The 14,033-nt window shown below is 52.0% G+C and carries 12 protein-coding genes; 5 read left to right on the top strand and 7 right to left on the bottom strand.

The window, feature by feature from the left end; translation table 11 throughout:
* The first annotated feature begins 173 nt into the window (after positions 1-173).
* Both lpxP and ypdK read left to right on the top strand, forming a co-directional pair.
* Entirely contained in the window at positions 174-1,094 is a 921-nt protein-coding gene (gene lpxP, locus C3D30_RS07900; protein WP_000484420.1) for a kdo(2)-lipid IV(A) palmitoleoyltransferase, read from the top strand.
* A 354-nt stretch (positions 1,095-1,448) separates the two neighbouring features.
* Positions 1,449-1,520, top strand: coding sequence for a membrane protein YpdK (ypdK, locus tag C3D30_RS07895; protein ID WP_010723117.1), 72 nt, complete (start codon positions 1,449-1,451; stop codon positions 1,518-1,520).
* A gap of 63 nt (positions 1,521-1,583) precedes the next feature.
* Here ypdK and alaC read toward each other — a convergent pair whose 3' ends face one another.
* The gene (gene alaC / locus C3D30_RS07890) at positions 1,584-2,822 is read right to left on the bottom strand and encodes an alanine transaminase (RefSeq protein ID WP_000785907.1); all 1,239 of its coding nucleotides are present in this window, start codon (positions 2,820-2,822) and stop codon (positions 1,584-1,586) included.
* A 376-nt stretch (positions 2,823-3,198) separates the two neighbouring features.
* Here alaC and ypdA point away from each other — a divergent pair, with 376 nt between their 5' ends.
* From ypdA to C3D30_RS07870, 3 genes are read left to right on the top strand one after another with little or no spacing between them, the layout of a single operon-like run.
* Positions 3,199-4,896: a two-component system sensor histidine kinase YpdA gene (gene ypdA, locus C3D30_RS07880; protein WP_000544385.1), complete on the top strand. Its 1,698-nt coding sequence runs from the start codon at positions 3,199-3,201 to the stop codon at positions 4,894-4,896.
* Positions 4,897-4,910: 14 nt separating this feature from the next.
* Positions 4,911-5,645, top strand: coding sequence for a two-component system response regulator YpdB (gene ypdB / locus C3D30_RS07875; RefSeq protein ID WP_001295458.1), 735 nt, complete (start codon positions 4,911-4,913; stop codon positions 5,643-5,645).
* Between the two features lie 12 nt (positions 5,646-5,657).
* Positions 5,658-6,515, top strand: coding sequence for an AraC family transcriptional regulator (locus C3D30_RS07870; protein WP_105286709.1), 858 nt, complete (start codon positions 5,658-5,660; stop codon positions 6,513-6,515).
* Between the two features lie 2 nt (positions 6,516-6,517).
* Here C3D30_RS07870 and ptsP read toward each other — a convergent pair whose 3' ends face one another.
* The 6 genes from ptsP to glk all read right to left on the bottom strand — a co-directional run bounded on the left by ptsP (position 6,518) and on the right by glk (position 13,954).
* Positions 6,518-9,013, bottom strand: coding sequence for a phosphoenolpyruvate--protein phosphotransferase (gene ptsP / locus C3D30_RS07865; RefSeq protein ID WP_105286708.1), 2,496 nt, complete (start codon positions 9,011-9,013; stop codon positions 6,518-6,520).
* A 24-nt stretch (positions 9,014-9,037) separates the two neighbouring features.
* The gene (ypdE, locus tag C3D30_RS07860; RefSeq protein WP_105286707.1) at positions 9,038-10,075 is read right to left on the bottom strand and encodes an aminopeptidase; all 1,038 of its coding nucleotides are present in this window, start codon (positions 10,073-10,075) and stop codon (positions 9,038-9,040) included.
* Positions 10,075-11,160, bottom strand: coding sequence for an aminopeptidase (gene ypdF, locus C3D30_RS07855; RefSeq protein ID WP_105286706.1), 1,086 nt, complete (start codon positions 11,158-11,160; stop codon positions 10,075-10,077). The genes ypdE and ypdF overlap by 1 nt, the downstream gene beginning before the upstream one ends.
* A 14-nt stretch (positions 11,161-11,174) precedes the next feature.
* Positions 11,175-12,422 (bottom strand): PTS fructose transporter subunit IIC, encoded by a 1,248-nt coding sequence (locus C3D30_RS07850; protein ID WP_032225848.1) that lies wholly within the window; start codon positions 12,420-12,422, stop codon positions 11,175-11,177.
* A gap of 21 nt (positions 12,423-12,443) precedes the next feature.
* Positions 12,444-12,770, bottom strand: a complete 327-nt coding sequence (locus C3D30_RS07845) for a PTS fructose transporter subunit IIB (RefSeq protein WP_000038454.1) — start codon at positions 12,768-12,770, stop codon at positions 12,444-12,446.
* 218 nt (positions 12,771-12,988) lie between these two features.
* The gene (glk, locus tag C3D30_RS07840; protein ID WP_105286705.1) at positions 12,989-13,954 is read right to left on the bottom strand and encodes a glucokinase; all 966 of its coding nucleotides are present in this window, start codon (positions 13,952-13,954) and stop codon (positions 12,989-12,991) included.
* Positions 13,955-14,033 lie beyond the last annotated feature (79 nt).

Here is a 14,033-nt window from a genome sequence, read left to right as displayed (position 1 = left end):
GGCTGATGATAAAATGGAAATACCGCATTCATGCTCCTCGTGGTTTTGTCCTGGCTAGTCTTTACACTCTTTACAGGAACCATTGTCGTACATGATGGCCTAATATATTGAGTGTACCGCTGTCGACATGGAATCTTCTGCGATACAACAATTCGTATCTACAGAAGGTAACTATGTTTCCACAACGCAAATTTTCCCGCGAGTTTCTCCATCCTCGCTACTGGCTCACGTGGTTTGGTCTGGGCGTACTCTGGCTTTGGGTACAGCTTCCTTATCCTGTCCTGTGTTTTCTTGGCACACGTATCGGCACGATGGCCAGACCATTTCTGAAACGTCGCGAATCCATCGCCCGCAAAAACCTTGAACTTTGCTTCCCACAGCATTCATCTGAAGAACGCGAGAAGATGATTGCCGAAAACTTTCGTTCTCTTGGTATGGCTCTGGTAGAAACCGGCATGGCGTGGTTCTGGCCCGATCGTCGCGTGCGTAAATGGTTTGATGTTGAAGGTCTGGATAACCTGCAACGCGCACAAATGCAAAATCGCGGCGTGATGGTAGTCGGCGTACATTTTATGTCACTGGAACTGGGCGGCCGCGTAATGGGGATTTGCCAGCCAATGATGGCAACTTATCGTCCGCATAATAATCAATTGATGGAATGGGTGCAGACCCGTGGTCGGATGCGTTCGAATAAAGCGATGATCGGCAGAAATAATCTGCGCGGTATTGTTGGTGCTTTGAAAAAAGGTGAAGCCGTATGGTTCGCTCCCGACCAGGATTATGGTCGTAAAGGAAGCTCCTTCGCTCCGTTCTTTGCGGTAGAAAATGTTGCGACAACCAATGGCACTTACGTATTGTCACGCCTCTCAGGTTCCGCCATGTTGACTGTGACGATGGTACGAAAAGCCGATTACAGCGGATACCGTTTGTATATCACCCCAGAAATGGAAGGCTACCCGACTGATGAAGGTCAGGCTGCGGCTTATATGAACAAGATTATTGAGAAAGAGATTATGCGCGCACCGGAGCAGTATCTCTGGATCCACCGCCGCTTCAAAACGCGTCCGGTGGGTGAAGCGTCGTTATACGTTTAACAAACGACCAGCTCTTCTTCCCTCCTCAAATTAGCCATAATAACTCAATGGTTTTTATGGCTTTTTTCTTAAGGCTTTCCCCTTCGCTGAATCATGAATTATTACTGACAGAAATTAAACTGTCGCCGATATGAGACACTCGTAAGTTACTAAAAGTAAATAAGAAAATGCCACTTGTTTCAATTTAGTTTTAGGCGTACATTAGCGCCGTCTCGAGCAAATCAGCTCAGAATTCTGGGGTGATGCCCACGGCAAAACAGAGGCCTGTTAAGGTCGTTTTCCCGGTGTCAGCTCACTGTATCAGATGTAATGAAGTCATTCAGGCGTAACTGTAATTACGCGGAGAGATGTAAAGTGAAATATTTCTTTATGGGCATTTCTTTTATGGTCATCGTTTGGGCCGGTACTTTTGCCCTGATGATCTAAAAGCAAACTGTGCAACGAAAAACAGGAGCCATCTGGCTCCTGTTTGCTTTTCTGAGAATGCATTTATTCGGCGTTTTCGTGAATATGTTTACTGCTGGCGGGCAGTAAACCGTCTGCGCGGAACATCGCTTTAATCCCGCGTATCGCCTGACGAATACGGTCACGGTTTTCAATCAGCGCAAAGCGTACATGCGTGTCGCCGTAGTCGCCAAAGCCAATCCCCGGAGAGACACAGACCTTCGCTTCGTTAAGCAGCTTTTTGGCAAACTCCAGCGAGCCTATTGCCGCATACGGTTCAGGGATTTTTGCCCAGACATACATCGAAGCCTTCGGCATTTCAACCATCCAGCCCGCTTCATGCAGCCCTTTTACCAGCACATCGCGGCGGCGCTTATACTGTTCGGCAATATCGCGCACGCACTGTTGATCGCCTTCCAGCGCGGCAATTGCAGCCACCTGCAATGGCGTAAAAGTACCGTAATCGTGGTAGCTTTTGATACGCGCCAGCGCACTGACCAGCGTTTTGTTACCGACCATAAAGCCAATACGCCAGCCTGCCATGTTGTAACTTTTCGACAAGGTAAAGAACTCGACCGCCACGTCACGTGCGCCCGGAACCTGCATGATTGACGGCGCTTTCCAGCCATCGTAGACGATATCGGCATAGGCCAGGTCGTGAACCACCAGTACATCGTAGCGTTTCGCCAGCGCAACAACCTTTTCGAAGAATTCCAGTTCCACACATTGCGCGGTTGGGTTCGACGGGAAGCCGAGGATCATCATCTTCGGTTTCGGATAACTTTCGCGAATTGCGCGTTCCAGTTCATTGAAGAAATCAACACCCTCCACCAGTGGCACTGAACGTACCTGCGCACCGGCAATCACCGCGCCGTAGATATGAATCGGATAACTTGGATTCGGCACCAGCACAGTGTCGCCGTGATCCAGCGTCGCCAGCATCAGGTGCGCCAGCCCCTCTTTCGAGCCAATGGTGACGATGGCTTCTGATTCCGGATCTATCTCAACGTCGTAGCGATCCTGATACCAGTGGGAAATGGCGCGACGCAACCGGGGAATGCCACGTGAAGTGGAATAGCCATGTGTGTCCGGGCGCTGCGCCACGGTACAGAGTTTTTCGACGATATGCGGCGGGGTTGCGCCGTCCGGATTGCCCATACTGAAATCGATAATATCTTCGCCACGCCGGCGCGCAGCCATTTTCAGTTCAGCGGTAATGTTAAAAACGTAGGGCGGGAGACGATCAATACGCGTAAAGCGACGTTCAGGGCGAGTGTCAGCCATAATTTCCTCAGATTAACGTTAGCGCCCGGACCGTCCGAGCGACGCTGCCACGATGGTGGCTGTTTTGAAAATAGCCTGATTAATTTCTGTCTGTCGAGCGTTTTAGCAAATATTTTTTTCTACCAAAAAAAGAGGAAAACCTGTAATAAAACGGGAAATCCTTACTTTCTTCCAGGAAAATTAAATTCATATTAATTAACATTATAATTTCAATAAATTTACTTATTGAGTGTGCATTATCAAGAGATGCATTGCCAATACACCATTTGCCTGACAATCCCCTTTTAAAATTGTGGTTTTTCCTCAAAAACGGCCTGCTGGTCATCAGCCTTCAGGTTACCTATCATAGAGGTTTAATCCTTATCCAGAGTTACCCGTGCACGAAATATTCAACATGCTGCTGGCGGTCTTCGATCGGGCAGCGTTAATGCTTATCTGCCTGTTCTTTCTCATCCGTATCCGCCTGTTTCGCGAACTGTTGCACAAGTCGGCACACTCACCGAAAGAGCTGCTCGCCGTTACCGCCATTTTCTCGCTGTTTGCCCTGTTCAGCACCTGGTCCGGTGTGCCGGTGGAAGGCTCACTGGTTAATGTACGTATTATTGCGGTGATGTCCGGCGGGATTTTATTTGGCCCGTGGGTGGGGATCATTACCGGCGTGATAGCCGGGATTCACCGCTATCTTATTGATATTGGTGGCGTGACGGCGATCCCCTGCTTTATCACCAGTATTCTGGCGGGATGTATATCGGGCTGGATCAATCTGAAAATCCCCAAAGCGCAGCGTTGGCGAGTCGGTATTCTCGGCGGCATGTTGTGCGAAACGCTGACCATGATTCTGGTGATTGTCTGGGCGCCGACCACTGAACTGGGGCTGGACATTGTGTCAAAAATCGGGATTCCAATGATCCTCGGCAGCGTCTGTATCGGTTTTATTGTGCTGCTGGTGCAAAGCGTTGAGGGCGAAAAGGAGGCCAGCGCCGCGCGGCAAGCCAAGCTGGCGCTGGATATCGCCAACAAAACGCTGCCGCTGTTTCGCCATGTCAATAGCGAGTCATTACGCAAGGTCTGCGAAATTATCCGCGATGACATTCACGCCGATGCGGTAGCAATCACCAATACCGATCATGTGCTGGCCTACGTTGGCGTGGGTGAACATAACTATCAGAATGGTGATGACTTTATTAGCCCAACCACACGTCAGGCGATGAATTACGGAAAAATCATCATTAAAAATAATGATGAAGCTCACCGCACACCGGAAATCCACTCAATGCTGGTGATCCCGCTTTGGGAGAAAGGAGTCGTTACCGGGACGCTGAAAATTTACTACTGCCACGCACATCAGATCACCTCGTCATTGCAGGAAATGGCGGTCGGTTTGTCGCAAATCATCTCCACGCAACTGGAAGTTTCTCGCGCCGAGCAGCTGCGTGAAATGGCAAATAAGGCAGAGCTTCGCGCCCTGCAAAGCAAAATTAATCCCCATTTTCTGTTTAACGCTCTGAATGCAATCTCCTCATCAATTCGCCTGAATCCGGATACCGCTCGCCAGCTGATCTTTAATCTGTCACGTTATCTGCGCTATAACATTGAATTAAAAGACGATGAGCAAATCGATATCAAAAAAGAGCTGTATCAAATAAAAGACTATATCGCCATTGAGCAGGCTCGCTTTGGCGACAAGCTGACGGTTATCTATGATATTGATGAAGAGGTGAATTGCTGTATACCCAGCCTGCTGATCCAGCCGTTGGTGGAGAACGCTATTGTCCACGGTATTCAGCCTTGCAAAGGTAAAGGCGTTGTCACCATCAGCGTTGCAGAGTGCGGTAATCGGGTACGCATTGCGGTGAGAGATACCGGGCACGGCATCGATCCGAAAGTGATTGAGCGGGTCGAAGCGAACGAAATGCCGGGCAATAAAATTGGCCTGCTGAATGTCCATCATCGCGTGAAGTTATTGTATGGCGAGGGGCTGCATATCCGCCGCCTGGAGCCGGGGACGGAAATTGCGTTTTACATTCCTAACCAACGCACCCCAGTCGCCTCACAGGCTACGTTATTGCTTTGAGCCGGAGTGATATTGTGAAAGTCATCATTGTTGAAGACGAATTCCTGGCACAACAGGAACTGAGCTGGCTAATTAAAGAGCACAGCCAGATGGAGATTGTCGGCACCTTTGACGACGGTCTGGACGTGTTGAAGTTTTTGCAGCATAACCGCGTCGACGCCATTTTTCTGGATATCAATATTCCGTCGCTGGATGGCGTGTTGCTGGCGCAAAACATCAGCCAGTTCGCCCATAAACCATTTATTGTGTTCATCACTGCGTGGAAAGAACATGCGGTAGAAGCGTTTGAACTGGAGGCGTTTGACTACATTCTCAAACCGTATCAGGAGTCACGCATTACCGGGATGCTGCAAAAACTGGAAGCGGCCTGGCAACAACAGCAGACCAGCAGTACGCCTGCCGCGACGGTAACGCGTGAGAATGACACCATTAATCTGGTGAAAGATGAGCGAATAATCGTCACGCCAATTAACGATATCTATTACGCCGAAGCGCACGAAAAAATGACCTTTGTCTATACGCGGCGTGAATCCTACGTAATGCCGATGAACATTACCGAGTTTTGCAGCAAGCTACCACCGTCGCATTTTTTCCGCTGCCATCGCTCGTTTTGTGTCAATCTGAACAAAATCCGCGAAATCGAACCGTGGTTTAATAACACCTACATTCTGCGACTGAAAGATCTGGATTTTGAAGTGCCGGTCAGCCGTAGCAAAGTAAAAGAATTCAGGCAGTTAATGCATCTGTAATCGGGAACTTTCATGAAAGCAACAGACTTGCCCGCCGATCAACAATTTTTCGCCGATCTGTTCAGCGGCCTGGTGCTTAACCCGCAACTACTGGGGCGCGTCTGGTTTGCCAGTCAGCCCGCCACGTTGCCGGTGGGCAGTTTGTGTATTGATTTTCCTCGTCTGGATATTGTGCTGCGCGGCGAATATGGCAACCTGCTGGAAGCAAAACAGCAACGTTTGGTGGAAGGAGAAATGCTGTTTATTCCGGCGCGCGCGGCTAATTTACCAGTGAACAAAAAACCGGTGATGCTGTTAAGCCTGGTGTTCGCGCCGACCTGGCTGGGGTTATCGTTTTACGATAGCCGTACCACGTCGTTACTGCATCCGGTTCGCCAGCTCCAGCTTCCCAGCCTGCAACGTGGCGAAGGTGAAGCGATGCTTACTGCCCTCACCCATCTCAGCCGTTCGCCGCTGGAGCAGAATATCATTCAGCCGCTGGTGTTAAGTTTGCTGCATCTTTGCCGAAATGTGGTGAACATGCCGCCGGGCAATTCACAGCCGCGCGGCGATTTTCTCTATCACAGCATTTGTAACTGGGTTCAGGATAACTACGCCCAGCCGCTCACCCGCGAGAGCGTGGCGCAGTTTTTTAATATCACGCCCAATCATCTGTCAAAACTGTTTGCGCAGCATGGGACGATGCGTTTTATCGAATATGTGCGTTGGGTGCGAATGGCAAAGGCGAGGATGATTTTGCAGAAATATCATCTGTCGATTCATGAAGTGGCACAGCGTTGCGGCTTTCCAGACAGCGACTATTTTTGTCGCGTCTTCCGGCGTCAGTTTGGCCTGACGCCGGGAGAGTACAGCGCCCGTTTTCAGGGCTAACTTTAGAAGGTTAATTCTGTTTCCAGCAGCGTCAGGATGCTTTGTGCATCTTGCGCGGCGAACAGCGACTGGCGGAAGTTTTTATTCACCAGTTTGCGCGCCAGCTGCGAGAAGACTTTCACATGATTCATCCCTTCGCTAGCGCCCAGCGTCAGCATAATCACCAGCTCGACTTCGCCCATTTCTGACTGCCAGTCAATCGGTTTCACCAGCCGGGCAATGCTGATACTGGAATGGCGGATCCACTGAGATTTAGTGTGCGGGATCGCCACGCCAAAACCAACGCCAGTGGTGACAATCTCTTCCCGCTGCCAGACATCTTCTTCCAGCTCGAACGGATGTTCAGTGCGCCCGTTAACGCCGAGGTTGCCGCACAGGAACTGAATCGCCTGTTCTTTATTGCTAAAGGACTGATCAACAAAGATATTCTCTAGCGCCAGCAGCGGACGAACGTCTTCTTCCGGCGTAAACGCGGTGAGTAACGCTTCAATTTCCTGCGCGCTGCGACATTCACATGCCTGACGTGCCAGTTCCCGACACGCCTCGCTATCCAGTTGACGCAACTGGCTTTTCACCGCCGGAATGCGTGGGCTACTCATGCTTAACTCATCCAGACCCAGCCCAAGCAGTAGCGGCAGGTAACGGCTTTCACCACCCAGTTCACCACAAATGCCCACCCATTTTCCCCGCTGATGCGCAGTGGTCACTATCTGCTGCAACATGCGCAGGAACGATGGTGTAATCGGGTTATACAGCGGCGATACGCGCGGGTTATTGCGATCGACCGCATACAGATACTGGGTCATATCGTTGGAACCAATACTGAAGAAATCGACCTCATCGCAGAAGTGGTCGATGATGTAGCAAACCGACGGCACTTCCACCATGATACCCAACGTAATCGCCTCTGCATGACGCAGGCCATCGCGCTTAAGCTCAACGATTGCTTTCTGGATCTCGCTCTTCACCCATAAGATCTGATCGAGGCTGTGAACCATCGGAATCATCAACCGGGCGTTGCCAAAACTTGCAGCACGTAAAATCGCCCGCAGTTGAGTGCGAAACAGGCCGGCAAATTCCGGGTAAATACGTACCGCGCGATAGCCGAGGAACGGGTTCTCTTCCTGGGGAATGTTGAGGTAAGGAATGCTTTTATCGCCGCCGATGTCCATCGTGCGGAAGATAATCGGCTTGTCGCCCGCCGCCAGTAGCACTTGCTGGTAGGCTTCAAACTGCTCCTGTTCGTCCGGCGCGCTGTCGCGATCCATATACAACATTTCGGTACGGAACAGCCCGACGCCTTCCGCGCCGTTGGCAAACGCGCCTGGTGCTTCCAGAGCGGTGCCAATATTCGCGGCAATATCGATACGCTTGTTATCACGGGAATAGGCCAGCTGCGCGGCAGCCTGCGCCTGTTGCTGCTGACGTTTATCCGCCAGCGTCTGCGCGACCTGGTAATAACCGCTCACCGCGTCATCAGGATTGATCGCCAGCACGCCGCACTGGGCGTCAAGCACCGCAGGTTGCCCGGCATAACGGGCTATCGCATCCAGCGGCAGGCCGCTCAGTACCGGGATCGCCGAGGCGCGGGCCAGAATCAGGGTATGCGAGGTGCGCCCGGTTTTCTCCAGAATCATGCCCGCAAGATTTTTTAAATCGAGGCTCAAAAACTGGCTTGGGGTTAAATCTTCTGCGACCAGAATGGTCGGTTTTTCAAGCAGCAGATTATTGCGCGGTTTCAACTCCGGCCAAGTGATATGCAGCAACTGTTCGCTGATATCACGAATATCACTAACTCGCTCACGCAGATAATCGCTGGCAGAAGCAGAAAGTTTGTCGCAAACCTGCTCCATATTGCTGACGATCGCCGCCCCCAGCCCCTGATGTTGTTCAGCCATCAGACGACGGATATTCCCCGCAAACTCTTCATCCTGAATCAGCGACAAATGGGCGCTAAGAATGGTTTTACTTTCGCCGTCACGCTCACGCAGTTGCTGGTTCAGTTGCTCGGCAAGCGTTGCCAGGCTGTGTTCCAGGCGAGTGGAGTCTTGCGCACTGGCAGGGATCGCCCGATAACTGTCGAGGCTGTCGCTCTGCAACAACGTTAACGAACCAACGCCGACGCCGCTCGCCAGCACGTTACCGTACAGGAAATCCGGGTTAAGGCGACTTAATGAACGTGGCAGCGGATGCGCCGTCAGTTCTGCTTGTGTCGGTTGGATGCTGTCGCTGTCGATAAAGCGCACCTGGATGTACTCTTCGAGTACGCGCCGCGCCTGCTCTTCGTCGCTGCCGCTAATGCTCAGGCTGCAACTGTCATTAAATAAGGTGCCGGTGCCAATCAGCGCCAGTGAACTTTTGGCATCGGCCTTGGCGTTCTGGCGATGGTTGATGAAGATCACTTCACTTTGCCACTGACTGCACTGTTCTTTAAGTTCCCACGCCGGACGGGCATGAAGGCCGTTAGGCAAAGGACAGAGAAATTGAATCGATAACATAACCGCTCCGGGTTAATCAGGAGATCATCTGAAATCCGTCAGTTGAACAACCGTCTCACGGGTAAGACGTTGAATAAGGGCAGATAAAAGTTGCTGCATCTGCAAAATGTCGCGGCAATCGGCAATCGATGCGGCGCAATGTCCGTGGCGGGTGGCTGGCCCCATCACCACCGTAGGTACTCCAGTACCGGTTAAATGCACCGCTCCGCCGTCCGTACCGCCGTTGCTGAACATATCGGCCTGCAACGGCACACCAATTTCTGCCGCCACGGTTTCTATCCAGGCGGTGAGTTTTGGCGGCGCAATCAACGACTTGTCGCTTAACACCAGCATCGGCCCGTTACCAATCTGACGATGGTTAGCCGCGCCATAATCAAAGTTTTTCGCCCAGCAGGCGGTATCCAGCACAATCGCAACGTCTGGTGAAACCGCGCGGGTAGCGGTTTGCCCGCCGCGTAAGCCGACCTCTTCGCTGGAGCTGGCTACCAGCCACACTTCCGCAGGCAGTTCGGCGCCGTGCCGTCCGCGCAGTAAAGTCACCAGCAGATAGCAACCGAGGCGATCGTCAAAGGCTTTCCCCATCACTCTCTGGTGAGGAAGAACCTGAAAAGTGGTATCAAACGTGACGCGATCGCCTGGACGAATTCCCGCCTGTATCACTTCGTCATACGAACGCGCACCAATGTCTACGCGCATGGCGCTAACGTCATTCCCCTGCCTCTCGCCATCAAGCAGGCCAGGTATTTTGCACTCTTCACGGGTGGTGATGCGCACCGGCTGCAACTGGCGGGCAGCCATGCGCACGTTGCCAACCGGCAACACATCGATCGCGCCTTCGCGGGAGATGCTACGCACCATAAACCCCACTTCATCCATATGGGCGCAGATCATCACCTTCGGCCCCGTCGATTCATTCAGGCGGATCAGCACCGATCCCAGACCGTCAAATCGCACTTCTTTTTGCAGGCGATCCGCTTCATCCAGCAGGATCTGCCGGACTTCCTGTTCAGAGGAGGCGATCGAATCGGCCTCGCTCAACGCTTTTAATAGCGATAAATCCATTATGCATCTCCCGTGAGCAACACTGTTTTCGGCATGGTGTAGAGCACTTCTGCGCCTTGCGGGGTAACCAGCACGACATCTTCGATGCGTACCCCACCTTGTCCTGGCAAATAAATCCCCGGCTCTACGGTCAGTAACATGCCTGGCTGGAGCATCGTGGTATCACGTGGTGAAAAACGTGGATCTTCATGAACGTCAATGCCGATAGCATGGCCGGTGTTATGGCCGAAATACTCGCTAAAACCTGCCTCTGTAATCACCCGGCGCGCGGCGTCGTCAACCTGCTGGCAACGCACGCCGGGGCGAATCGCGGAGATTGCCGCGAGCTGTGCTTGCAGGACAATCTGATAGACGTTAAACAGCGGGTGAGATTCGGCGCTCACCCCTTCGCCATTAACCAGGAAGGTGCGCGTCATATCAGAGCAGTAGCCCTGATACAGCGCACCAAAATCGAGGGTGACAAACTCGCCCGCTGCAACCACTTTGTCGCTGGCTTTACCGTGTGGTAACGCTCCACGCCAGCCACTGGCGACAATGGTGTCAAAGGAGGCTTTTTCTGCGCCCTGCTGGCGCATAAACCACTCCAGTTCAGCAGCTATCTCGCATTCGCTCATCCCCGCCTGAATAAAGCGGCGAATATGCTCTGCACCACGATCGGCAATCCCACAGGCGAGACGGATTTTCTCCACCTCCTCTGGCGTTTTGATTTGCCGCAGCACATCCGGCGTGGCGCTGACCAGCTTTGCATTAAGTTCAGCCTGCCAGCGGTGCGCGGTTTCCCAACTCACCTGCAGGCCTTCAAAACCGAGCGTTTGCAGCTGTTCATCGGCAATGATTTGATTGACGATGGTTGCCAGCGTGTGCGTCGCGTCAAGCAAATGTAGCTGGTAGCCTTGCGCACGAGCTTCCACCTCCACGTAATAGCGCGAATCCACCAGAATGTGCGCGCTCTCACGGCTAATCACCACATAGCCTGATCCGGTGGAGATCCCCAGATGCGGCTGTTTGTTCTGTCGTGAGGAGAGAAGCACCGCATCCAGTTGTTGCGCCTTAAGCCAGTCACGCAGCGAAGCGAGTAATGTCATCTGGATTTTCCTTCTTACAGGCTATCGATTAACAATTTGCCTTTGCGGAACATCATCAGACGCAGGAACACCACCATCAGCGCGGTAATGATTGCCCCCAGCGCGATCCCCGCCATGTAGACGCCCAGATTAGTCACCAGCGGCCACGCCCAGATTGCTGATTCAGGGAACCATTGCACTGCACCCAACCAGACAGCGGCGGTGGAGCCGACAACCGCACCGACCATATAGGACGGAATTGCGGTGATGGGGCTTTCCAGCGCAAACGGAATCGCACCTTCACTGATCCCCATAAACGCCAGGAACATGGCGGTTTTACCCTGCGGATAAAGCTGGGCGTTAAACAGGCGTTTGCCGGTTAAACGACGGTCGATAATAGTCGCCAGACCCAGACCAATCGGCGGAATGACGATTGCGATAGAACGCGCGGTAACCGGTAATACGTGGTCAGTGGTAAAGCTGAAAGCAACGAAACCTGCTGCTTTGTTGATTGGGCCACCGAGGTCGATTGCGGTCGCTGCTGCGATACCCATCGCATACATCAGCGCCCCCTTCTCACCTGCAGCGGTCAATACGGCACGGATCCCACCGTTGATCCAACCACCAAATGGGGTGATGACGTAATACATCGCCAGCATGACAAAAATGGCGGAAAGAATCGGTAGCAAAAATGTGGTTTTGAACGCTAACAGGAAATCCGGTAACTGGATTTTCTGGTTCATCCACTTCACGAGATAACCCGCAACGATGGAAATAATCAGTGCACCAATGAAGGTAGACGGCACCGGTGAAGAGGTCGCCCACTGCATAGTACTGGGATCAAAGTTCAGCAGTTGCGTTGGCTGGGTAGACATCAACCCGCCGATAAACCCAGCCGGGAACGCCAGTTTGCCGCCGATAGAGTTCGCCACAAAAGCGGCAAACATCGGAATGGCAAAACCAAACAACACGCCGCCGAAGGACTGCGACAGCCAGGCAAATTTCAGTAAGGAGAGGTCGAAACCGGAAAATTTCCCGCTATTAAGTGCATCCATAATGCCAATGTCAGCGGGAATTTTTAGCCAGCTATAAGCAATCAGCTGGCTGAAAGCGAGGATCACGCCGCCCATAATTAAGGTCGGCACCATGCGTGAAATCCCTGACATCACATGCTGCGGAAGTTCACCCCAGAAGCTGCTTTTAGAGGCCTGCGGATTCTTAATTGCCGCTGCCGCACCGGATGCGCCAGGCACAACGGTTGCACTGCGTTTTTTAATGGCCATAACAATTATCCCTGTCGAAAATTACGGTTGTTCAGCGGCAATCATCTCTTCGATTTCTTTGATGATGCCCGCAGCGTTTTTAATTGCGTCCTGCAAAGTGATTTCATAAACGTCGCGGGATTCGAAACGTTCGTTATCTTCCGGGGTAACAGCTACGGAGTGGATGATGATGGTTGCTTCGGCGATATCCTGCGCCGTCAGGCGATTCTGGATGCCGTCTGCGCCCTGGGTTTCAATCTTCACTTCATAGCCAGCTTCCACTGCGGCCTCTTCCAGCGCCTGAGCCGCCATAAAAGTGTGCGCAAGGCCCATCGGGCAGGCACATAAGGCAATCAGTTTCTTACTCATCGTTATTTCCTCGTTCGTTTATAGTTAACGAGTGAAATTATGAACGTGCAAAACAAATTGCCGTTACCAGACAAATAATGCATTTACTGGAGAATTAATCCCGTAGTGCGGAAGTGTGACGCAGGTCGGCCTTGTGATGAAACACAAAGAAAAATTGAACTAACCGCATGATTTAAAAGGTTATCGGGAGAGTTGCCTCCCGATATGGCAGGAAGGATTTACAGGACGTACCCTAAGGTCTGGCGTAAATGTGCGCCTGAGCCGAGAAGACCCGGATTGTCATGGACGATGAGATAAGCCGGAATATCATGGACATATTCTTTAAAGCGGCCTTTGTCTTCAAAAGCGGCACGGAAACCAGAGGCTTTGAAGAACTCAAGGAAACGCGGCACGATACCGCCTGCAATATACACGCCGCCAAATGTGCCGAGATTGAGCGCCAGATTGCCGCCAAAACGGCCCATAATCACGCAAAACAGCGACAACGCGCGGCGGCAATCGGTGCAACTGTCGGCCAGCGCGCGTTCGGTAATATCTTTTGGCTTGAGATTTTCTGGCAGGCAGTTGTCGGCTTTCACAATCGCGCGGTACAAATTCACCAGGCCTGGTCCAGAGAGCACGCGTTCAGCAGAGACATGGCCTATTTCAGCACGCAGTATTTCGAGAATAATGGCCTCTTCTTCGCTGTTTGGCGCAAAATCAACGTGACCGCCTTCGCCTGGCAGGCTTACCCAGCGTTTATCGACATGAACCAAATGCGCCACTCCCAGCCCTGTTCCGGCACCGTAAACCGCGATAGGTTTACCTTCAACCGGTTCCTTACCACCAAACTGGATCAGATGCTCTTTTTTCAGCATCGGGATCGCCATCGATACAGCGGTAAAATCGTTAATAATTTCCAGATGGCTAAAACCGAGATTCTTTTTCATTTCGGCAATTGAGAACGCCCAGGTATGGTTGGTCATTGCCACCCAGTCACCGGTAATTGGGCAAGCGATGGCAATACAACCGTCTTTCACCTCGACCTTATGTTCTTCGAGATAAACGCGGATAACCGCTTCCAGGCTGGGATAATCAAGCCCAGAATAGGTTTTAGCCTGCGAGATTTCACCACTGGCAATATCACACAGAGCAAGACGTGCGTTGGTGCCGCCCACATCACCGACTAATGCATACTTTGTCATTCTTCTACTGCTCCGCTAAAGTCAAAATAATTCTTTCTCACACTGTAAATACCTGGGAGCCTAACAACAACGCCGGAAA

Source organism: Escherichia sp. MOD1-EC5433 (assembly GCF_002966005.1).
Taxonomy (GTDB): domain Bacteria; phylum Pseudomonadota; class Gammaproteobacteria; order Enterobacterales; family Enterobacteriaceae; genus Escherichia; species Escherichia ruysiae.
The sequence above is the reverse complement of the archived record's forward strand: the minus strand, read 5'-3'. Positions and strand labels throughout refer to the sequence as shown.